Source organism: Tessaracoccus flavus (assembly GCF_001997295.1).
Lineage (GTDB): Bacteria > Actinomycetota > Actinomycetes > Propionibacteriales > Propionibacteriaceae > Arachnia > Arachnia flava.
Window position 1 is genome coordinate 1,288,626 of record NZ_CP019605.1, and the last position, 19,281, is coordinate 1,307,906.

Here is a 19,281-nt window from a genome sequence, read left to right on the forward strand (position 1 = left end):
GTGCTCTTCGGAGGCGTTCGCAGACTGCGCGCCACCCGTAGAACCTGGATTTATCTCATGCATGAGATAACCTGTTGCGATGAGTGCTACGAGTGAGTCGATCGGCCGAATGATCCGCGATGCGCGCATCGCGCGCGGATGGTCGCAGCAGAAACTGGCGGACGAACTTGGTTCGGTCCAGAGCGCGGTACACCGCATCGAGAACGGCCAGCAGAACCTCTCCCTCAACATGATCGACCGTCTCGCGGAGGCGTTGGACATGCCCCTCATCCAGACCGCCACCGAGGGCAGCGTCAACTTCGAGATCCAGGGCGAGGCGCGCCTGTCGGGCCAGATCGATGTGCGTACCTCCAAGAACGCGGCCATGGCGATTCTGTGCGCCAGCCTGCTCAACAACGGTCGGACAGTCCTGCGCGGCATCGCCCGCATCGAGGAGGTCGACCGCATCAGCGACGTGCTCAAATCGATCGGCGTGCGCCTCAACTGGATAGGCGATAACGACCTCGAGATCGTGCGCCCCGCGCGCCTCACCCCGGAAACCATCGACGAGCGCGCCGCGAAACGCACGCGCAGCATCCTCATGTTCCTCGGCCCGCTCATGCACGAGTTCGACGAGTTCCTCCTGCCCTACGCCGGCGGCTGCGACCTCGGCGCGCGCACGGTCCACCCGCACCTCTCGGCGCTCAAGCGGCTCGGCCTGGACGTCGAGGCCACCGAGGGCAACTACCACGCCACGGTCAGCACCAACGTCGAGCCCACCCGCAGCGTGACGCTCATCGAGCGCGGCGACACCGTCACGGAGAACGCGCTCATGGCAGCGGCCCGCACCCCCGGCGTCACGACGCTGCGCAACGCGTCTGGCAACTACATGGTGCAGGACCTGTGCTTCTTCCTGCGGCGGCTCGGCGTCGAGATCGACGGGATCGGCACGACGACCCTGACCATCACCGGCGTCGAGCGCATCGACACCGATGTGGAGTACCACATTTCCGAGGACCCGATCGAGGCGATGACGCTGCTGACTGCCGGCATCGTCACCGGTTCGGAGATCACCGTGCGCCGTTGCCCGATCGAGTTCCTCGAGGTCGAGTTCGCCGTCCTCGACGAGATGGGTCAGCGTCTCGAGCTGTCGCCGGAATACCGCAGCCACAACGGGGAGACCAGGCTTGTGGACGTGACCGTCAAGCCCTCGTCGCTGACCGCTCCCCTCGACAAGGTCCACCCGATGCCGTTTCCCGGCCTCAACATCGACAATCTGCCGTTCTTCGCGGTCATCTGCGCGACGGCGACGGGCCAGTCGACCATCTACGACTGGGTCTACGACAACCGGGCCATCCACCTCAAGAAGCTGGCTGACCTGGGTGCGAACGTTCAGCTCATGGACGCCCACCGCCTTCTCATCATCGGCCCGACCCGGTGGCGCGGCCGCAACATCGAGTCGCCCCCGGCTCTGCGTCCCGCGGTCTGTCTGTTGCTGGCCGCGTTGGCCGCACGCGGCACGACCAACCTCATGGACGTCTACGTGATCAACCGTGGCTACGAGGATCTGCCGCAGCGGCTCAACAAGCTTGGCGCCAAGATCAACGTCTTCTGGGGCAGCCCCACGTCCGGGGACTGAGCCCGACCGTCGTCCGCGACGGCGTCACCGCAGCGGCCGGGCCTCGAAGCGGTGGCGCGGGGCGACGATGTCGTCCTGCGCAGCCACGAGGCGCAGCTCTCGGTGACCCACGCGCGTGGTGTGTTCCAGGATCGAGTAGACGATCGACGCCGTGGCGCCCAGCGCCTCCGAGACGTCCCGGCTGCGCAGCCAGTGGGCGAGGAACATCGCTGTGGTGAGGTCTCCCGACCCGGTGAACGTGCGGTCGAGAACTGGAGTTTCGACGATCCACGCGCCGTCGTCGCTCACGCCGATCATCCGCATCGCATCGTCGCCGAGGTCCTCCCCCACCACCGACGTGACCACGACGACCGACGGCCCGCGCTGCCGCAGCTCGTCCACGGCCCCCAGCACCTCGGACAGGGTCGAGGTGGGGTGTCCAGTGAGGAATTCGAGCTCGAACAGGTTCGGAGTCATGATGTCGGCGCGCGCCACCACGTGGTCGCGCCAGAACTCCGGGATTCCGGGGCGGGCGTAAAAGCCGCGATCCGCGTCGCCCATGACCGGATCCGCGCAGAAGACTGCGTCCGGGTTCTGCTCGCGGATGAGCGCCGCGGAATCGAGGATGACCTGCCCCACCTCGGGTGTGCCCAGATAGCCACACAGCAGCGCATCCGCCTGATTCAGCACGCCCCGGTCGTTGACCCCCTGCACCACCTCCCACACGTCGGCGGCAGGGATGAGCGGGCCGCGCCAGGCACCGTAGCCGGTGTGGTTGGAGAAGTTGACGGTGTACACCGGCCACACGTCAACTCCCAGCCTCTGAAGCGGGAAGACGGCTGAGGAGTTGCCTGCGTGCCCGTAGGCCACGGCGGACTGGATCGACATCACGGTTGTCACCCGCTCATCTTTGCATCATTTTCGCAAGCTTCGGCCATAGGCTGATCGCGGCTGGCGAACGTTCTCATCGCTCCCATAGGATGCGTGGGTATGGCCGGTGTGCACGACGACTATCTGTCGCCTGAGTTCATCCCGATGGCCCATCGCGGCGGCGCGTTGCTGACAGCGAACCTGGGCATCGAGAACACCCTGCGCGCCTTCTCCGCTGCTGTGGATCTCGGATATCGGTACCTCGAGACCGATGTCCACGTCACTGCTGACGGTGCGCTGGTGGCCTTCCACGATGAGGACCTCCACAGGGTCACCGACGTCACCGGCTCCATTTCCGAGTTCAGCCTTGAAGAGATCCGACAGCTCCGCGTCGGCGAGCGTGAACCGATCCCCACCGTCGACGAACTTCTGGAGACCTTCCCGCACATCAACTTCAACATCGACATCAAGGGCGATGCCGCGGTACGCCCGCTGGACGAGGCCCTCCGTCGGCACGGCGCCGAGAGGCGCGTGTGTGTCGGCTCGTTCTCGCGCTCGCGAATTCGCCTCTTCCGGGCGCTCCAGCCCCGCGTACCCACCGCGGTTTCTCCGAGCGGTGTGATGGCGATGCGTGCGGGGATGTTCAGGACGGCAGGCAAGGTGTTCCAGGTGCCGCTGAGCCACCAGGTGGGGCCAGTGACCGTCGACCTCGTCACGCCGCGCAGCATCGCGCGGATCCACGCGGCGGGGATGAAGATCCATGTCTGGACCATCGACGACCCCACAACCATGCATCGCCTCATTGACTGGGGGGTTGACGGGATCATCACGGATCGACCCGATTTGCTCAAAGAGGTTCTCAGGGCCCGAGGGATGTGGTCTACTCGCTAGAGGAACGATCCAGGGATTCCAATCGTTCTAGTAGGGGAAAGACGAAGGAGGCAAACATGGCCGACCGTGCACTACGAGGCGTTGGACTTGGATCCAAGACGTTCGAGGACGAGCAGGGAATCGAGTTCGCCGAACGTCAAGAACTCGCTTTTGACTGTCCGAAGGGTCACCATTTCGTGGTGACGTTCTCTGTGGAGGCGGAACTCCCCACCGAGTGGGAGTGCAAGAAGTGCGGCTCGCTGGCCGTTCGTTCCGATGGAGTGGTGGGCGAAGAGAAGGCTGTGAAGCCGGCCCGCACCCACTGGGACATGCTGCGGGAGCGTCGCTCGATCCCCGAGCTGGAGGATATCCTCGCCGAGCAGCTGACCAAGCTGCGCGAGTCCGACCGGATCTACTGATCGTCGTCGACGACCGTGCCCTCGATGACCGTGGGCTCGGCGTCGATGCCGGGGACGAGTGTGTCGTCATCGGTAGCCTGACCCCTGATCACCGTCGGGGCCACCGCAACCGGGTTGACCAGCTTGGAGAACATCCACGTGATGGCCGAGCGCGCGAATGGGCGCGTGAACGGCAGAAGCAGAACTACGCCGACGACGTCGGTCAGGAGCCCTGGGAGCACGAGCAGGATGCCGCCCACCAGGATGAGTGAGGCATCGGTCAGCTTCCCGGCCGGCATCGTCCCGGAGCGTGCGGCGTCGGCCAGCGCCCCCCACGCCTTGCGCCATTCCCGCTGCAGCAGGTAGAAGCCCAGGAGGGTGGTCAGGATGAGGATCAGGACGGTCCACCAGCCGATCTCGCTCGAGACCCACACGATGGCTGCGATCTCCGCGACCATGAGGAGCAGCACGCCGAGGCCGAGCAGGCCGAACCTGGCCCGCCCGCTCATGAGGCTCCGTCCCCGCGGGTCAGCGTCCGCCGGCCGAGCCGGGTGAGTTGACCGAGCCGATGCTCGATCCCCCACAGGGTGGTACGGATGAGCGCCTCGACGACGATGTGTCGGCTCATCTTGGAGTCACCGAACTCACGCTCGACGAATTCGATGGGCACCTCGACGACGCGGAAGCCGTTCTTCAGCGCTCGCCACACGAGGTCGATCTGGAAGCAGTAGCCGGCCGAGGCGACCTCATCGAGGCTGATGCCCCGAAGCGTCGAGGCGCGGTACGCGTTGAACCCACCGGTGGCGTCCTTGACCGGGATCCCGAGCCAGAGCCGGGTCCACAGCGATCCTCCCCGCGAGATCAGCTCCCGGGACTTGGGCCAGTTGACGACGGAGCCACCGCTGACCCACCGGGAGCCCTTGACCATGTCTGCCCCGGCGCGGATGGCCTCGAGGAGACGTGGCAGTTGCTCGGGCTGGTGCGAGCCGTCGGCGTCGTGGCTGACGAGGACCCCATAGCCGCGGTCGAGTCCCCAGTGGAATCCCGCAAGGTAGGCGGCGCCAAGGCCCTCCTTGCCCTTGCGGTGCATCACGTGGACGTGGTCGTCGTCCGAGGCGAGCCGGTCGGCGATCTCGCCGGTGCCGTCGGGCGAGTTGTCGTCGGCGATCAGAATGTGGGCGTCCGGCACGGCGCGGCGGAGCCGGGTGGTGATGCTCTCGATGTTCTGCGACTCGTTGTAGGTCGGGATGATCACGAGCACCGAGTCGAGGGCGTCCTGGCTAGTCATGCGAGCCATGCTAGCGCTCGGTCCCACCGGTCCGGCGCAGGGATGCCGCCACTCCCGCGACGGTGGCGATGGTGGCGATCCAGGCGAGCCACGGACTGAGCCTGACCGACGCGTTGACGTTGTCGCGCAGCCCGAGCGTCATGAAGCGTGTGGCGGACACGAACTCATCGGTCACATCGTGCACGTTGCCCCGGGCGTCCACGTAGCCCGTCAGGGAGTTGAGCGTGGCGACGGCGATGTCGCGGCCCATCTCCTTGGCGCGCACGCGGTTGATCACCAGCTGCTGGTGCGGTTGGAAGGTGGCACCGTAGGTGTTCGTGTTCGACTGGCTGACGACGGCTTGCGCGCCGTGGCGCACCACGTCGTAGGAGGTGTCGTCGTAGGCGAGTTCGAAGCAGATGATGGTCCCCACCTCGAGGCCCGGCCGATCCGCCACAGGCGCCGGCACGACGCCCGGGCCCTCCCCCGGGATCGACTGGCGCCCGATCTGTTCGAGGATCGGCAGGCGGGGCAGGAGGACGTCACGGAAGGGGATCCACTCGCCGAAGGGGACGAGGTCGCGCTTGTGATACTCAGCCCCGGGGCCTGTCGCCGGGTCCCACCAGATGCTCGACGTCTGTCGGGTGTCGGGGGACGGTCCGTCCATGACCGCCCCCACGAAGATGGGGAGGTCCGCGATCTCGACCGCCAGTTCGACGAGCCCACGCGTCGTGGCGTCGGTGGTCGGATCGACGTCGGTGGCGTTCTCGGGCCACACCACGAAGTCGAGCTCGACGCCCGTGGCGCGCGCCTCGGCCAGGGCGAAGACGGTTTCGCTCAAGGCATTGTTGGTGACCGAACGAGCGTACGAGGCGGTCCCGTGTTCGTGCCGGTTGACGTTCGGCTGCACCACGGCGACGCTCACCTCACCCGAGGCCGCCGCGAGGGGGGCGAGGTTGGCGAGACCCCCGATCAGGAAGGCGGCCAGCGCGGTCACGACCGCGCGAAGGCGGGCCTGGCGGGACACGATGGCCTGCAGCCCGAGCTGGGCGACCAGGGCCACCAGGTAACCGACGCCCGTTACGCCCAGCCAGGGCAGCCAGCCGGCCAGCGGCTGGTCGATCGTGGTGTAGGCCAGCCTCGTCCAGGAGAATCCGCCGAACGGGATCTTTCCCGACACGAACTCCATCGCGACCCAGGCCGCTGGAACCAGCAGCACCCACGGTCGCAGCAGCGTGAGACGGCTCACCGCAAGGCCCAGGAGTCCCCACCACAGCGCCAGGAACCCGACGAGCGCGACGCCCACCCAGACTCCGAGCACCGAGACCCAGGACACTGTCAGCGTGTTCATCGCCAGCCCCGTCAGCAAACCGAGTCCGAATGCGGCACGGGGACGGCACCCGGCGGTCAGCCACGTGAAGAGCCCGACCCCGAGGATCGTGGCGGGCCATACGCCCAGGGGTGCCTGTCCGGCGCCGATGAGGATCCCCGTCAGGACGGCTAGCGCGACCGAGACGAGCAGGGGCAGTGGAGGGCGCGTGATCACGCAGCCCAGAGTACTGACCCGCGGAGGTGTGCCACGATGGCCGGGTGAGCACCCTCATGGCATTCGATACCTCCTACCTGTATTTCCGGGCGTTCTTCGGAGTGCCCGCGACGTTTCGCTCCCCAGATGGCCGCCCGGTCAACGCGGTGCGCGGAACGCTCGATTTCATCGCCCGTCTGGTTGAGCAGTACTCACCCGATCGTTTCGTGTGCGCCTGGGACGACGACTGGCGCCCGTCCTGGCGCGTGGATCTGGTGCCGAGCTACAAGACGCACCGCGTCATCGAGGGAGCCACTCAGAGCGTTGAGATCGTCGACGACGACCTGACGATCCAGGTGCCCATGATCCGAGACTGTCTGGACGCGCTCGGCATCCCTGTCGTGGGGGTGGCCGAGCACGAGGCCGACGACGTCCTCGCCTCCCTGGCGCGCCAACACGACGGGCAGAGCCTGGTGGTCACCGGTGACCGGGACCTGTTCCAGCTGGTGGGGCCGGACACCAGCGTCGTCTACGTCGCGCGCGGCGTGGCCAAGCATGAGCTGGTCACCCCCGAGGTGCTGGCCACGAAGTACGAGCTCGCGCCCGACAGTTACGTCGACTTCGCGGTGCTGCGCGGCGATCCTTCCGACGGCCTGCCGGGGGTCAAGGGGATCGGCGACAAGAGCGCAGCAACGTTGGTCAACCGCTACCCCAGCCTCGAGGCGATGGTGGAGGCGGCCATCGACGCCGGCTCCGGGATGTCCCCCTCGATGCGCTCGAAGCTGCTGGCCGACGTCGACTACCTCGCGCGGGCCCGTGAGGTGGTGACGGCCGTGGACACGCTCGCGTTGCCGACGCTCGAGGCGACGCCCGCGGACGAGGCCCGGATCGCCGAGCTCACCGAGACCCTCGGGCTCGGCGGGTCGATGGGCAGGCTGTCAGCCCTCATCTCTCGGCGTGCAGCACATACAGGGACGAACTAGCGGCGAGGTTCGCCGCGACGTTGCCGAGCCGGTGCGGGCGCCCCTCGGCGTCCAGCGGGATGCGCCGGTCGATCTTCATCCGCACCGACGCGAAGAGCGGCTCGAGGTCGGGTAGCGACGCGTGGTGGAGGTTGGGCGTGTCGTACCAGTCGAATGGGAGGTCCCGTGACATGGGCATCCGTCCGCGCAGCAGGCGCAGGCGGTTTCGCCAATGCGCGAAGTTCGGCATCGACACGACGGAGTGCACCGCGATCCGCCCCATCTCCGCCAGCACCGCCCGTGGCCGGTGCACCGTCTGCAGCGTGCGCGAGAGCACCACGAAGTCGTAGGAGTCGTCGGCAAACTCGCCCAGCTGGGAATCGAGGTCGAGCTCGATCACGTCGACGCCCGCCCGCAGCGCGGCGATGACGTCGTCGGGGTTCACATCCACACCGGTGCCTGAGCAGCCGCGGTCGCGCAGCATCGCAAGCAGCGTGCCGTCGCCGCACCCGAGGTCCAACACCCGAGACCCCTCCGGGATCAGCGTCGAGATGAGCTCCAGATCCCGCCTCACAGCAACTCCTCCGCTGCCCGGTCGAGATAGGCCCGCACCGTGGCGTGGTAGTCCGGAAGTTCGAGCAGGAACGAGTCGTGCCCCCAGGAGGAGCGGATCTCCCTGAAGGACGTCGGCAACCCCGCGCCCTCCAGGTGGCGCACGATCCTGCGTGAATGTTCGGTGGAGAAGCGCCAGTCGGAGTCGAAGCTGACGACGAGGAACCGCACGGGCTCGGCGATCAGAGCGTCGAGGGCTCCCTCGTCAGCGAAGGGGTCGAAGTAGTCCATCACTCGGGTTAGATAGAGATAGCTCAGGGCGTCGAAGCGGCTGAGGAACCGTTGGCCCTGGTACTCGAGGTAGCTCTCCACCGCGAAGTCGACGCCGAAGTTGGGTTTCAGTTCGTCCCGCTGGGATTGGCGACCGAACTTCTCCTGGAAGGCCTCCTCCGAGAGGTAGGTGATGTGGGCCATCATCCGGGCTACGGCCAGGCCCTTGCGGGGCGCTGTGCCGCGGCTGAGGAACTTCCCCTCGCTGAAACCTGAGTCCCGCATGATCGCCTGGCGCCCCACCGCGGAGAAGGCGATGTTCTGGGCCGTGAGCCGGGACGAGGCGGCAAAGATGAGCGCGCGCCCCAGCTCGGACGGATAGAGCATCGCCCACTGGAGCACCTGCATGCCCCCCAACGACCCGCCGACGACGGCCGCGAAGCGTGCGATGCCGAGGTGGCGGGCGAGGGCTCGGTGCACCTCGACGAAGTCGGCCACGTGCAGGAGAGGGAAGTCCAGCGCGTAGGGCTCCCCCGTCGCCGGGTTGATGGACGCGGGGCCGGTGGTGCCCTGACAGCCACCGAGGATGTTGGCGCACACCACGAACCAGCGATCGGTGTCGATGGGTTTGCCCGGCCCGATCATGTTGTCCCACCACCCTGGCTTGTCGTCGCCGTCGTGGTAGCCGGCGGCGTGGGCGTCGCCGGTCAGGGCGTGGCAGATGTAGACCGCGTTGGAGCGCTGCTCGTTGAGGGTGCCGTAGGTCTCGTAGGCGACCTCGACGTGATCGAGGGTCGCCCCTGACCGCAGGTGAAGCGGCCGCGCGGCGTCGAAGACGGTCGCGCTGTGGGTCTCGACGACACCGAGGCTGGGACTTGCTGCGGCTTTCACGCCCCCATTGTGGCAGGGCTGCCCAGGTGGCCTCGCTGAGCTGACCACCAGCGGTGAGCGGCCGGCGTCAGGCGACGCTGACGCCCAAGGCGAGTCCGATCGCATAGGTGGCGGCGAGCGCCAACATGCCTCCGGCCATCACGCGCACCATCGCGGGCCGAACGGGTGCTCCACCCAGCTTGGCGCCGAGGCCACCCGTCAGCGCAAGCGCGACGAGCACTGCCACCACGGTGACGGGGATCCGCAGGGGCACCGGCGTCAGGATGATCGTGAGGAACGGTAGCAGCGCGCCCGCCAGGAACGAGATGCCGGACGCGATGGCCGCGTGCCAGGCGTTGACCACCTCGTCTTCGGCGAGGTGGTATCGCTGCGAGAGGTGCGCCCGCATCACGTTGTGCTCACCGATCTCGGCGACGACCCGCTCGGCTGTGTCCCGGCTCAGCCCCTGCCGCTCGTAGGCGGCCACGAGGGCTCCGTCGGCCAGGGGGCGGTCGGATGTGAGGAGACGCCGAAGAGTAGCGATGATGGAGCGCTGCGAATCCGCGGCGCTCGAGACCGACACGTACTCCCCCAGTGCCATGGAGATGGCCCCGGCGACCACGGCGGCGACGCCGGCGAGGAGGACTGGCGTGACTGTGTTGGTGGCTGCGGCGACACCGACCACAGTGGCAGAGATCGACACGATCCCATCGTTGGCGCCGAGGACCCCGGCGCGTAGCCAGTTCAGCCTGCCCGACAGCGCTGCTGACTCGATCTGGGGCTCGACGACGGTGCTCATGACCCAATTCGATCACTGTTTCCGCCGCGTCGTCTAGGCAGGGAAGGCTACCCTGACAGGCAGGAACGTCAACCTCGAGGAGAAGACATGACTGACGACGGCTACGACGCCAACTCACCCCACGACGCGGTCCCGGGACCCAACGAAGAGACCTACATCGACGAGCCCGTCGAGGATTCCGGGCAGGCACCAGACTCCAGCGAGGAATTCGCCCACGGTTCCGACGGCGCCGTGCCGGAGGACAAGATCGAGGCGCACCGGCAGCACGAGGCGAACTCACCTCGGCAGCGGGTCTCGAACGAAGCCACCGACGACCTCTGAGGCGTGAGGGGCGAGCCCGACGCCAACCGTCGGCGCGAAACGCCAACGGGCGGCGCGGAACGCCAACGGGTGACGCGGAACGCCAACCGGCGGCGCGGAACGCCAACGGGCGCCGCGGAACGCCAACCGACATCCAGTGACGCCCCCGAGACCCATCGACGCCCGCGATATCTCGCGGGCGTCGATGGTTTTCGTCGGCCTTAGGCTCTGTCAGTTGGCGTTTCCGTCTAGCTGTTGGCGTTTCCAGCGACCCGTTGGCATGTGCGTCTCCCGGTTGGCGTCTCCGCCCCCGGGCTGGCGTCGGCGCTAGATCTGGTCGAGCGCCTGGCTGAGGTCGGCGAGGATGTCGTCGATGTTCTCGATACCCACCGACAGGCGCACCATTTCGGCGGGCACGCCCGCGGCGGCGAGTTCGTCCTCCCCCAGCTGGGAATGGGTGGTGGAGGCGTTGTGGATGGCGAGTGACTTCACGTCACCGATGTTGGCGAGATGGCTGAACAGTTCGAAGGACTCCACTACCTTCTGCCCGGCATCCCTGCCGCCGTCGACACCGAACGAGACGAGCCCGCCGAATCCTCCCTTGAGGATGCGCTTGGCGATCTCGTGGCTCGGGCTCGACTCAAGGCCCGGGTAGTTGACCCACGTCACCTTGGGGTGGTCGACGAGGAACTGCGCCACCTTGGCCGCATTCTCGCTGTGGCGCTCCATGCGCAGGTGCAGCGTCTCGATGCCCTGTAGCAGCAGGAAGGAGTTCATCGGCGCGATGGCTGCACCGGTGTTGCGCAGGAGCACCGTGCGCGCGCGGATGATGTAGGCGGCCGGCCCGGCTGCCTCTGTCCAGACGACGCCGTGGTACGCATCGTCGGGCTTGGTGAGGCCCGGGAAGCGCTCGGAGTGCGCGGCCCAGTCGAAGTTGCCCGAGTCGACGATGACCCCACCGAGGCTCGTGCCGTGTCCCCCGAGGTACTTGGTCGCGGCGTGGACCACCACGTCGACGCCGTGGTCGAACGCCCTCGTCAGCACGGGGGTCGGCACCGTGTTGTCGAGGATGAAGGGAAGGCCGAGCTCGTGGGCCGCCGCGCTCCAGGCGTCGAGGTCAATGACGTTCAGAGCCGGGTTGCCGACCGTCTCGCCGAAGACGAGCTTGGTCTTCTCGTCGACGTGCTTCGCGAGGTCCTCCGGCTTCGAGGGATCGACGAAGCGGGCCTCGATGCCGAACTGCGCGAGCGTGTGGGCGAACAGCGCGTAGGTGCCGCCGTAGAGGGTGGAGAGGGCGACGATGTTGTCGCCGGCGTAGGTGAGGTTGAGCACCGAGTAGGTCACCGCGGACGCACCGGAGGCGGTGGCAAGTGCGCCGACGCCTCCCTCGAGGGCGTTGACCCTCGTCTCGAGGACGCTCTGCGTCGGGTTCATGATGCGGGTGTAGATGTTGCCCGGCGTGCGCAGCGCGAACAGGTCGGCGGCGTGCTGAGCGTCGTCGAAGACGTAGCTGGTGGTCTGGTAGATAGGCACCGCACGGGAGTTCGTCGCGGGGTCCGCGGTTTCCTGCCCGGCGTGGACGGCGAGGGTTTCTGGGCGGTAGTTCATGCGCGTCAACCTAGCGGCAAGACGACGCTCCACAACGGGTGTCCGTTTCGCCGTCAGCAAGATCCCCGGCTGCGGACCTCGTCGCTCAGTGAGAGTGCTCGCCTGAGCGGTATGGCTGGCGGGCTTGGTCCGACCATGGCGAACTGGGGAGGCAAGATTCTCAGCCACCACGGAGCGTTCAATGATGAAACGACCAGCTCTCGTCAGCGCGCTGCTCACAGCAGCGCTGGCGGTCGGATCGGCGACAGGCCTCGTCGGCCCAGTCGCCGGACGGCGCCCAGTGGCGCACTGAGTGCAACAGCCCCGCCACCGGTGGGAACGGATGCCGCTCGCACCGCATGACGACGGTGTACCACGCCTCGCCCGACGGCGTGGGCGGCTTCACCTTCGGACAGGAGAACAAGTGGGTGTTCAACAACATCGTGATGTTCGGTACCTACACCCGGTAGCAAGGTATTGACGACGATGGGGCCCCGCAATCGCGGGGCCCCATCCGTTTCACCTCAGGCTGCGTGTGAAGCGAAGGCTAGACTCGCCGATCCCCGACGAGATAGCATCTCCTCACTTCTATGTCAAATCCGACGGGAAGATCTTAAGGGGGGCAACATGAATGTTGGTCGATCGTTACGCACCCGGGCGACCGTGGTCGTGCTGGGCGGTCTGGTACTTGGCGCTGCGGTCTGGGGCAGTGCGCACGGTGCGCCGGGAGTCACCGTCACGCCGACGTCGGGGCCGCCGGACACGGTGATCCACTACTCAGGGGAGGGCTGCGTCTCTGTCCTTGGCACGACGGCAGATCGCGTGCGGGTGGGCTTCACCGCCAACTACGGACAGTCGCGCTACCCGGTGCTCGTCGACACCGCGACCATCGCTGGGGACGGGACCTTCAGTGGCAGCTTCGTGCTTCCCCACGAGTTCCTTGCCGACCTGCACCCCGAGGGCCCCCAGCAGGTGGCTCTTCAACCCGGCCCGATCACGCTGCAGTTCGATTGCTCCGACCGCCAGTGGGACTCATGGAGGCACCTGGTGTACACCGTGACGGAGGCGCCGGACCCATCGCCGTCACCGTCCCCGTCACCATCGCCGTCACCGTCCCCGTCACCATCGCCGTCGCCAGCCCCCTCCTTCACCCGGACGGCGCCATACACGCTGGCCGGTACACACGAGGTCGGCGGGCGTGACTGGCGGACCACCTGCGAGCCGTACTCGCAGACGGAGCGCTGCCGCGCGGAGATCTGGGCGAGCGTCGTGAAGCGCACCGGGTCGACCTACACCCTGGAGCGGGGCTGGGCGTTCAACAACCTGACCTACCTGCCCTTCATGAAGCAGTCGCAGTGGGCGAACAACCCGCTGGGCCGCCCCGGCACCTTCGTCGGTGGAGACGGCGCGCAGTGGCGCACCGAGTGCAACACGGCAGCCACGGGCGGCAACGGTTGCCGTGCCTACCGCCTGACAACGGTCTACTTCGCTAAGCCCACGAGCTCCGGCGGGTACACCTTCGGTCAGCAGAACCAGTGGGCGCTCAACCACATCGTGATGTTCGGCGGCTACAGCCGGTAGCGCGGCCATCGCGATCGATGGGGCTCCGCATGCGCGGGGCCCCATCTGCGCGTCGTCGGTCAGTCGGTGCAGTCCAAGATGACGTCGGCGAGTTTCCGGGGCATCGACCACTGGGGCCAGTGGCCGGAATGGAGATCGACGTAGCGGCCCCGTCGAAGCCGCGACAACTCGCTGAGGTGGGGCGCTCCGCTCTGGGCCCATGCTTGGAGATCCTGCTGTGTGTACTCAGGGCACACGAGCGTCACAGGGAGGTCGTAGCGCCTCTCGTCTTGGAGGTGTTGGGGACCGACGGCATAGGCCGCGGGGGCCGGCGACATCGCGCCCTCAAGCTCAGCCAACGCCTGCTGATCAAGGTCTGCGGTGTCCGGCCCGTCGAAGGCGTCCCAACCCACGAACGGCAGAACTCCGTCCGAGGGTTCAAAGCCGTCGAGGATCTCCGAGCCGTCCGGGATGGGAAAACCGCCGATGAGGACAACCCCTGCCACCTGGTCGACGCGCCGATCCGCGGCCGCCCATGCTGCAGCGCAGTGGGCCGAGTGCCCGACGACGAGACATCTCCCGTGCGCGTGATCGATCTCGTTGACGACGGTGGCCACGAGGTCGCCGTAGGTCACGGTGGAGGGGTCCTGCCCGTCGTGGCCTGGGGGGTTGACGGCAACCACACGATGGCCCGCCTCCCTCAGAAGCGGGACCACCCGGTCCCACGACGATTCGTCCAACCACAGGCCTGGGATGAGGATGATGTCCATCCTCCACTCTAACCCCGCCCTCCCGACGCGCTAGCCTCACCTTCGGGGGTTAACCCCCTTGAGATCTCCGGACAGAGAACGGGCAATGAAGACCGATATCGAGATAGCTCGCGAAGCTGACCTCCAGCCGATCAACGAGATCGGTGCCGGCCTGGGCCTCAGCCCGGCTGACCTCCTCCCCTACGGGCACGACAAGGCCAAGGTGTCGCATAAGGCCCTCGTCGACGTGCAGGAGGCACCGGTGGGCAAGCTCGTGCTGGTGACCGCGATCAGCCCAACTCCCCCGGGAGAGGGGAAGACGACCACGACTGTGGGGCTGGCGGATGGGCTCAACCGCATCGGCCGGAAGGCTACGGTCTGCATCCGTGAGGCGAGTCTCGGTCCGAACTTCGGTATGAAGGGCGGCGCCGCCGGTGGCGGGCTCGCACAGATCGTGCCGATGGAGGACATGAACCTCCACTTCACCGGCGACTTCCACGCGGTCACCAGCGCCCACAACCTGTTGGCCGCACTGCTCGACAACCACATCCACTGGGGCAATTCGTTGGGGATCGATCCTCGGCGGGTGACGTGGCGTCGCGTGATGGACGTCAACGACCGGGCGCTCCGCGAGGCCGTCGTGGCTCTGGGCGGCCCCGGCAACGGCCAGCCGCGCGAGACGGGCTTCGACATCACCGCCGCGAGCGAGGTCATGGCCATACTCTGTCTCGCAACGGATCTCGAGGATCTGGAACGCCGGCTAGGGCGGATCGTCGTCGCTGAGACGTTTGATCGCACACCGGTCACAGCCACCGATCTGGGCGCCGAGGGTGCGATGACGGTGCTGCTCAAAGATGCGTTGCAGCCGAACCTCGTGCAGACCCTGGAGAACAACCCGGCCTTCGTGCACGGCGGGCCCTTCGCCAACATCGCCCACGGCTGCAACTCACTCATCGCCACGCGCACAGCGCTCCACCTCTCCGAGTACGTCGTGACCGAGGCCGGGTTCGGGGCGGATCTCGGAGCGGAGAAGTTCTTCGACATCGTGTGCCGGGTGGCGGGCTTCAGGCCGGACGCGGTGGTGCTGGTCGCGACGATCCGCGCTCTGAAGGCCAACGGTGGGGTGCCGCTCGCCGACATCGGCCGCGAGAACGTCGAGGCCGTGCTGGCGGGGTGCGCAAACCTGGAGCGCCATGTCGAGAACCTCAAGCTCTTCGGCGTTCCGCTGGTGGTGGCGCTCAACCACTTCGACGGCGACTCCGACGCCGAGCTCAGAGCCGTCCAGTCGCTCTGCGCCCGCAACGGAGTGCGCGCTGTGGTGGCCGACCACTGGGCGAAGGGGGGAGCGGGAGCCGCCGAACTCGCAACGGCGGTGTCGGAGATCGCCGAGTCCGGCGAGGCCGACTTTCGTCCTCTGTACCCCGACGACCTCTCCCTGGCGCACAAGCTCGAAACGGTGGCTAAGCGCATCTACCGTGCGGAGTCGGTGTACCTGCCCCAGTCCGTGCGCCGTCGCCTGCAGGCATGGGAGGAGGCCGGCTACGGGCACCTGCCGGTGTGCATGGCCAAGACGCAGTATTCCTTCACGGCCGAGGCTCGCCTCATCGGGGCACCCAACGGGCACGAGATCCCGGTCCGCGAGGTACGGCTGGCCGCCGGCGCCGGGTTCGTCGTCGCGCTGTGCGGCGAGATCATGACGATGCCCGGTCTCCCCCGCCGCCCCGCGGCCGAGACGATCGGCCTTGACGACGGCCTCATCACCGGGCTGTTCTGAGCCCACCCCTTTGGGTGCTTTTCGTGGCGAACGATTCAGCGAGGGATTCTCGGTTTAGCATGGGGGTCTGGGAGTTGAAGCGACTCCCTCGATTGGAGGAATGACCATGTCGACCGCCGCGAGGATGCTTGAGACCTATCCCGGTGAACCGCTGCTCAGCGCTTCCCAACTCGCCGAGTGCCTTGACGCCTGTTTCGACTGCGCCCAGTGCTGCACCGCCTGTGCCGACGCCTGCCTTGCCGAGGAGATGGTGGCGGACCTGCGCGCCTGTATCCGGTTCAATCAGGATTGCGCTGACGTGTGTGCCATGACCGGTGCTCTGTTGACGAGGCAGACACAGCCGAATGTCCAGCTCCTTCGCCAGGCGCTTGAGCTGTGCGCCGCCGCGTGCGCCGCGTGTGCGGAGGAATGTGAGAAGCACGCCGGTCACCACGAACACTGCAAGGTATGCGCGGAGAGCTGCCGCCGCTGCGAGAAGGCGTGTCGCGACCTGCTGGCCGCGCTCTGAGCCCACCCCTCGGGAGTCACCCGCTGACCGGATAGAGGAGCTCGTACCTCTCCAGCACCATGGGAGTGTCCGGAGTCAGCGGGTGGTTCCCATCGTCGGCAGCCGTAGCCGCGGCCGCCTGCTCGTTGCGCCAGGCCTCCAGAGAGGCGGACTCCCCCAGCGCGTGCGCCTCGTCCACGTCGGAGAATGGGACAACCCTGACCTCGGTGGTGAGGATGAGCGCGCGTGGCGTGCCAGCACCGTCGACGACGATCGCCAGGTCCCCCATTTCCGGAAGCGGGATGTCGTCGTCGTACTGCCAGAGCATGCTGGTCGCTGTCGTCTTCTGCCCCGCCAACACAGCCCGTGCGAGTTGTTCCGCCTCCGCCGGTGTCTGACCGAACGCTACTGCTGGCGGGGGTACGGTACCCCTCACCCGTTGACCGATCCACTCGGCCAACGGGCTGAGGTTGGCGCCATTGCGGGAGTGTTCCCAGAAGGTGTTGATGTCCACACCCCCCATCCTGCCTGGAGACACGGCTCAGTGGTGGTGCTACGGCTGCCCTGGCTGCGGGGGGCCGACTCTGAACGGTCGCATCATCTCGTTGTTCTCGTGTTCGAGGACGTGGCAGTGCCAGACGAACTGTCCCGGGTTGGTGAAGGTCATCCGGATGCGGGTGACCATCTCCGGGTAGGCGATCACGGTGTCCTTGAGGCCGTGTTCCCGCTCGGCAGCTGCGCGATCGGATCACCGACCCCGACGACGTACTCCGAACCCTCCAGCGTGATCTGGGCGCGGCCGAGGACCTGGAAGGGGGTCTCGTGCACATGGACGGGATGGGCGTCCGCAGTCGTCGACGAGGTCGTTGATGCACCGGACTCTGACCGGCACACCGTGCTCCGCTTCGATGGTCATCGACGGCGCGTGGTGGAGGTGCCGACCCTCGCCTCCGCCGGGCCGTAGCCTCAGACCGTCGTCGCGGGGTGTTCGCCCGACAGGATCTGCTGCTCGAACTGTTGGACGGAGATCTCGTAGTAGTCGATCGGGCCGGCCGGGCGGCTGAGCCGACGCGATCTCGGCATGGTCGGGGCACCACGAGCGGCGTCACGAACTGTCGGATGGAACCAGCCGGCAGCGCGCCTCCAGGCAGCTTCGCTGTCACCAGGGTGCGAGCACCCGTGGCGGGATCGATGACGCAGAGGGCAAGCGTGCCCCCGGCGGTGCAGGTCAGGAATGTGCGGCGGGAGATCGTCATTGAACTCACCTCGGCTGGAGTAGTCGGCGCGGTTCCGGGCCCCCTTCCACCGGCGCCTGCGGACGTATGCGCTCAGTCAATGTCTCAGAGCGACCCGTGGATCGACGTATCCTCGTCTGGATGAAACTCGTGCCGCCCTCGGCCATCGCCCTGGACCGAAGCTTCGCCCGCGATGTCCCGGAGATGGGTGTGCCCTGGGAGGCGCAGCCGGTGCCCGACCCGCGACTGCTGGTGCTCAACCAGGCGCTGGCCGTCGAGCTGGGCTGGGACCCCGAGGGGCTTCGCAGCGGCGACGGGCTCCGCCTGCTGCTCGGCAACGTCGTGCCTGAGGGCGCCACGCCGGTGGCGCAGGCCTACGCAGGGCACCAGTTCGGCGGGTACTCCCCTCTCCTTGGTGACGGCCGCGCTCTCCTGCTCGGGGAGATCGTCGATGATGCTGGGCAGCGGCTCGACGTCCACCTGAAGGGGTCGGGGCGCACCCCGTTCGCCCGCGGCGGCGACGGTCTTGCCGCGGTCGGGCCGATGCTCCGCGAGTACGTCATCAGCGAGGCGATGCATGCCCTCGGCATTCCGACCACCCGCTCCCTGGCGGTGGTGGCGACGGGGCAGACCGTGCGCCGCGAGGCGTTGCTGCCCGGAGCAGTGCTCACCCGGATAGCGAGCAGCCATCTGCGGGTGGGCAGTTTCGAGTACGCCCGATCAACCGGCGACATCGACCTTCTGCAGCGTCTCGCCGACCACGCGATCGCCCGTCACTACCCCAACACCGCGGAAGCCGACAATCCCTATCTGGAGCTGTTCGAGGCGGTGCTCTCAGCGCAGGCGTCGCTGGTGGCGCAGTGGATGCTCGTCGGCTTCATCCACGGGGTCATGAACACCGACAACATGACGATCTCAGGCGAGACCATCGACTACGGGCCGTGCGCCTTCATGGAGGCGTTCGACCCGGCCACGGTCTTCAGCTCGATCGACGGGGGTGGACGCTACGCCTACGGCAGGCAGCCGATGGTCGCGCAGTGGAATCTGGCGCGCCTGGCCGAAGCCCTCCTGCCGCTGGTGCACGAGGATGAGCAGCAGGCCGTCGCGCTCGTGGTGGAGCGTCTCACCGCCTTCCCCGGCCGGTATGCCGCTGCCTGGTTGGCCGGCATGCGGGCGAAGCTCGGTCTGCCCGACGAGCTGAACGACGCGGTCGCCTCGCCGCTCATCGACGATCTGCTCGCCCTGCTCCAGAAGGATCAGGTCGACTACACGTCGTTCTTCCGCCATCTCGCTGCCGCAGCCCGAGGCGACGATGGCCCCGCCCGTGGGCTGTTCGACGACGCCACGGCGTTCGATGCCTGGCTGGGGCGCTGGCGGGACCTGCGTCCGCAAGCCGACGCGATGGACCGGGTCAACCCCGTCTACATCCCCCGGAACCACCTGGTCGAGGAGGCTCTCGCAGCAGGGACCGAGGGGAACCTGGACCCGCTGGCACGGCTACTTGAGGCGGTGGCGAACCCGTTCCACGAGCGTGCCGGCCTGGAACGCTACGCAGCCCCCGCCCCCTCGACCTTCGGCCCCTACGAGACCTTCTGCGGCACCTGAGCGT

The 19,281-nt window shown here is 67.4% G+C and carries 21 protein-coding genes; 9 read left to right on the forward strand and 12 right to left on the reverse strand.

All coding sequences use genetic code 11. The annotated features are described in order from the left end of the window. Positions 1 to 79 precede the first annotated feature (79 nt). The gene (locus RPIT_RS05905) at positions 80 to 1,618 is read left to right on the forward strand and encodes a helix-turn-helix domain-containing protein (RefSeq protein ID WP_077341545.1); all 1,539 of its coding nucleotides are present in this window, start codon (positions 80 to 82) and stop codon (positions 1,616 to 1,618) included. 24 nt (positions 1,619 to 1,642) lie between these two features. On the opposite strand, the gene pdxY is transcribed toward RPIT_RS05905, so the two are convergent. Continuing rightward, positions 1,643 to 2,497: a pyridoxal kinase PdxY gene (pdxY, locus tag RPIT_RS05910; RefSeq protein WP_218121568.1), complete on the reverse strand. Its 855-nt coding sequence runs from the start codon at positions 2,495 to 2,497 to the stop codon at positions 1,643 to 1,645. Positions 2,498 to 2,587: 90 nt separating this feature from the next. Here pdxY and RPIT_RS05915 point away from each other — a divergent pair, with 90 nt between their 5' ends. Together RPIT_RS05915 and RPIT_RS05920 are read left to right on the forward strand one after the other, a co-directional pair. Then, on the forward strand, positions 2,588 to 3,358 hold the full coding sequence (locus RPIT_RS05915) for a glycerophosphodiester phosphodiesterase family protein (RefSeq protein ID WP_226996352.1): 771 nt from the start codon (positions 2,588 to 2,590) through the stop codon (positions 3,356 to 3,358). A 56-nt stretch (positions 3,359 to 3,414) separates the two neighbouring features. After that, complete coding sequence (locus RPIT_RS05920) at positions 3,415 to 3,756, forward strand: RNA polymerase-binding protein RbpA (protein WP_077341547.1); 342 nt, start codon at positions 3,415 to 3,417, stop codon at positions 3,754 to 3,756. On the opposite strand, the gene RPIT_RS05925 is transcribed toward RPIT_RS05920, so the two are convergent. The 3 genes from RPIT_RS05925 to lnt are packed head-to-tail and all read right to left on the reverse strand — an operon-like array spanning position 3,750 to position 6,548. Then, on the reverse strand, positions 3,750 to 4,244 hold the full coding sequence (locus RPIT_RS05925) for an FxsA family protein (protein WP_077341549.1): 495 nt from the start codon (positions 4,242 to 4,244) through the stop codon (positions 3,750 to 3,752). The genes RPIT_RS05920 and RPIT_RS05925 overlap by 7 nt on opposite strands. Continuing rightward, positions 4,241 to 5,032 (reverse strand): polyprenol monophosphomannose synthase, encoded by a 792-nt coding sequence (locus RPIT_RS05930; protein ID WP_077341551.1) that lies wholly within the window; start codon positions 5,030 to 5,032, stop codon positions 4,241 to 4,243. The genes RPIT_RS05925 and RPIT_RS05930 overlap by 4 nt, the downstream gene beginning before the upstream one ends. 1 nt (position 5,033) lies before the next feature. After that, a complete protein-coding gene (gene lnt, locus RPIT_RS05935; protein WP_093664822.1) occupies positions 5,034 to 6,548 on the reverse strand; it encodes an apolipoprotein N-acyltransferase in 1,515 nt (504 codons plus the stop codon). Between the two features lie 44 nt (positions 6,549 to 6,592). On the opposite strand from lnt, the gene RPIT_RS05940 reads away from it, so the two are divergent. Beyond that, positions 6,593 to 7,510, forward strand: a complete 918-nt coding sequence (locus tag RPIT_RS05940) for a 5'-3' exonuclease (protein ID WP_226996353.1) — start codon at positions 6,593 to 6,595, stop codon at positions 7,508 to 7,510. Here RPIT_RS05940 and metW read toward each other — a convergent pair. The 3 genes from metW to RPIT_RS05955 all read right to left on the reverse strand — a co-directional run bounded on the left by metW (position 7,473) and on the right by RPIT_RS05955 (position 9,980). After that, a complete protein-coding gene (gene metW / locus RPIT_RS05945; protein WP_176789310.1) occupies positions 7,473 to 8,063 on the reverse strand; it encodes a methionine biosynthesis protein MetW in 591 nt (196 codons plus the stop codon). The two genes, RPIT_RS05940 and metW, sit on opposite strands and share 38 nt — an antisense overlap. Beyond that, positions 8,060 to 9,202, reverse strand: a complete 1,143-nt coding sequence (gene metX / locus RPIT_RS05950; RefSeq protein WP_226996354.1) for a homoserine O-acetyltransferase MetX — start codon at positions 9,200 to 9,202, stop codon at positions 8,060 to 8,062. Before metX ends, metW begins: the two co-directional genes overlap by 4 nt. Before the next feature lie 67 nt (positions 9,203 to 9,269). Next, a complete protein-coding gene (locus RPIT_RS05955) occupies positions 9,270 to 9,980 on the reverse strand; it encodes a VIT1/CCC1 transporter family protein (protein WP_077341557.1) in 711 nt (236 codons plus the stop codon). An 87-nt stretch (positions 9,981 to 10,067) separates the two neighbouring features. Between RPIT_RS05955 and RPIT_RS05960 the strand changes: the two genes are divergently transcribed. Further along, entirely contained in the window at positions 10,068 to 10,301 is a 234-nt protein-coding gene (locus RPIT_RS05960) for a hypothetical protein (protein ID WP_077341559.1), read from the forward strand. 306 nt (positions 10,302 to 10,607) lie between these two features. Here RPIT_RS05960 and RPIT_RS05965 read toward each other — a convergent pair whose 3' ends face one another. Continuing rightward, positions 10,608 to 11,888 carry an O-acetylhomoserine aminocarboxypropyltransferase/cysteine synthase family protein gene (locus RPIT_RS05965; RefSeq protein ID WP_077341561.1) on the reverse strand — a complete coding sequence of 427 codons (1,281 nt, stop codon included), beginning with the start codon at positions 11,886 to 11,888 and terminating at the stop codon, positions 10,608 to 10,610. 606 nt (positions 11,889 to 12,494) lie between these two features. On the opposite strand from RPIT_RS05965, the gene RPIT_RS15235 reads away from it, so the two are divergent. Then, on the forward strand, positions 12,495 to 13,448 hold the full coding sequence (locus RPIT_RS15235) for a hypothetical protein (RefSeq protein WP_162274445.1): 954 nt from the start codon (positions 12,495 to 12,497) through the stop codon (positions 13,446 to 13,448). A 59-nt stretch (positions 13,449 to 13,507) separates the two neighbouring features. Here RPIT_RS15235 and RPIT_RS05975 read toward each other — a convergent pair whose 3' ends face one another. Next, the gene (locus RPIT_RS05975) at positions 13,508 to 14,197 is read right to left on the reverse strand and encodes an alpha/beta fold hydrolase (protein WP_077341565.1); all 690 of its coding nucleotides are present in this window, start codon (positions 14,195 to 14,197) and stop codon (positions 13,508 to 13,510) included. Between the two features lie 85 nt (positions 14,198 to 14,282). On the opposite strand from RPIT_RS05975, the gene RPIT_RS05980 reads away from it, so the two are divergent. Both RPIT_RS05980 and RPIT_RS05985 read left to right on the forward strand, forming a co-directional pair. After that, the gene (locus RPIT_RS05980; RefSeq protein ID WP_077341567.1) at positions 14,283 to 15,950 is read left to right on the forward strand and encodes a formate--tetrahydrofolate ligase; all 1,668 of its coding nucleotides are present in this window, start codon (positions 14,283 to 14,285) and stop codon (positions 15,948 to 15,950) included. A gap of 100 nt (positions 15,951 to 16,050) precedes the next feature. Beyond that, a complete protein-coding gene (locus RPIT_RS05985) occupies positions 16,051 to 16,458 on the forward strand; it encodes a four-helix bundle copper-binding protein (RefSeq protein ID WP_077341569.1) in 408 nt (135 codons plus the stop codon). Positions 16,459 to 16,474: 16 nt separating this feature from the next. Here RPIT_RS05985 and RPIT_RS05990 read toward each other — a convergent pair whose 3' ends face one another. Genes RPIT_RS05990 through RPIT_RS15945 form a run of 3 tightly spaced genes read right to left on the reverse strand, consistent with a single transcriptional unit; the run spans position 16,475 to position 17,265 of the window. Then, positions 16,475 to 16,951, reverse strand: a complete 477-nt coding sequence (locus tag RPIT_RS05990) for an ASCH domain-containing protein (RefSeq protein ID WP_162274508.1) — start codon at positions 16,949 to 16,951, stop codon at positions 16,475 to 16,477. A 39-nt stretch (positions 16,952 to 16,990) separates the two neighbouring features. After that, positions 16,991 to 17,140 (reverse strand): multicopper oxidase domain-containing protein, encoded by a 150-nt coding sequence (locus tag RPIT_RS15625; RefSeq protein ID WP_218121569.1) that lies wholly within the window; start codon positions 17,138 to 17,140, stop codon positions 16,991 to 16,993. Further along, the gene (locus RPIT_RS15945; RefSeq protein WP_257787343.1) at positions 17,137 to 17,265 is read right to left on the reverse strand and encodes a hypothetical protein; all 129 of its coding nucleotides are present in this window, start codon (positions 17,263 to 17,265) and stop codon (positions 17,137 to 17,139) included. Before RPIT_RS15945 ends, RPIT_RS15625 begins: the two co-directional genes overlap by 4 nt. A 548-nt stretch (positions 17,266 to 17,813) precedes the next feature. Between RPIT_RS15945 and RPIT_RS06000 the strand changes: the two genes are divergently transcribed. Further along, positions 17,814 to 19,277: a protein adenylyltransferase SelO gene (locus RPIT_RS06000; RefSeq protein WP_077341573.1), complete on the forward strand. Its 1,464-nt coding sequence runs from the start codon at positions 17,814 to 17,816 to the stop codon at positions 19,275 to 19,277. The last annotated feature ends 4 nt before the right edge of the window (positions 19,278 to 19,281 follow it).

What these genes read in the sequence shown, in the direction of transcription:
- RPIT_RS05905 (WP_077341545.1), top strand. Translation starts at nt 80, where the DNA reads ATGAGTGCTACGAGTGAGTCGATCGGCCGAATGATCCGCGATGCGCGC.
- RPIT_RS05915 (WP_226996352.1), top strand. Translation starts at nt 2,588, where the DNA reads ATGGCCGGTGTGCACGACGACTATCTGTCGCCTGAGTTCATCCCGATG.
- RPIT_RS05920 (WP_077341547.1), top strand. Translation starts at nt 3,415, where the DNA reads ATGGCCGACCGTGCACTACGAGGCGTTGGACTTGGATCCAAGACGTTC.
- RPIT_RS05925 (WP_077341549.1), bottom strand. Translation starts at nt 4,244, where the DNA reads ATGAGCGGGCGGGCCAGGTTCGGCCTGCTCGGCCTCGGCGTGCTGCTC.
- RPIT_RS05930 (WP_077341551.1), bottom strand. Translation starts at nt 5,032, where the DNA reads ATGGCTCGCATGACTAGCCAGGACGCCCTCGACTCGGTGCTCGTGATC.
- RPIT_RS05955 (WP_077341557.1), bottom strand. Translation starts at nt 9,980, where the DNA reads ATGAGCACCGTCGTCGAGCCCCAGATCGAGTCAGCAGCGCTGTCGGGC.
- RPIT_RS05960 (WP_077341559.1), top strand. Translation starts at nt 10,068, where the DNA reads ATGACTGACGACGGCTACGACGCCAACTCACCCCACGACGCGGTCCCG.
- RPIT_RS05965 (WP_077341561.1), bottom strand. Translation starts at nt 11,888, where the DNA reads ATGAACTACCGCCCAGAAACCCTCGCCGTCCACGCCGGGCAGGAAACC.
- RPIT_RS15235 (WP_162274445.1), top strand. Translation starts at nt 12,495, where the DNA reads ATGAATGTTGGTCGATCGTTACGCACCCGGGCGACCGTGGTCGTGCTG.
- RPIT_RS05975 (WP_077341565.1), bottom strand. Translation starts at nt 14,197, where the DNA reads ATGGACATCATCCTCATCCCAGGCCTGTGGTTGGACGAATCGTCGTGG.
- RPIT_RS05980 (WP_077341567.1), top strand. Translation starts at nt 14,283, where the DNA reads ATGAAGACCGATATCGAGATAGCTCGCGAAGCTGACCTCCAGCCGATC.
- RPIT_RS05985 (WP_077341569.1), top strand. Translation starts at nt 16,051, where the DNA reads ATGACCATGTCGACCGCCGCGAGGATGCTTGAGACCTATCCCGGTGAA.
- RPIT_RS06000 (WP_077341573.1), top strand. Translation starts at nt 17,814, where the DNA reads ATGAAACTCGTGCCGCCCTCGGCCATCGCCCTGGACCGAAGCTTCGCC.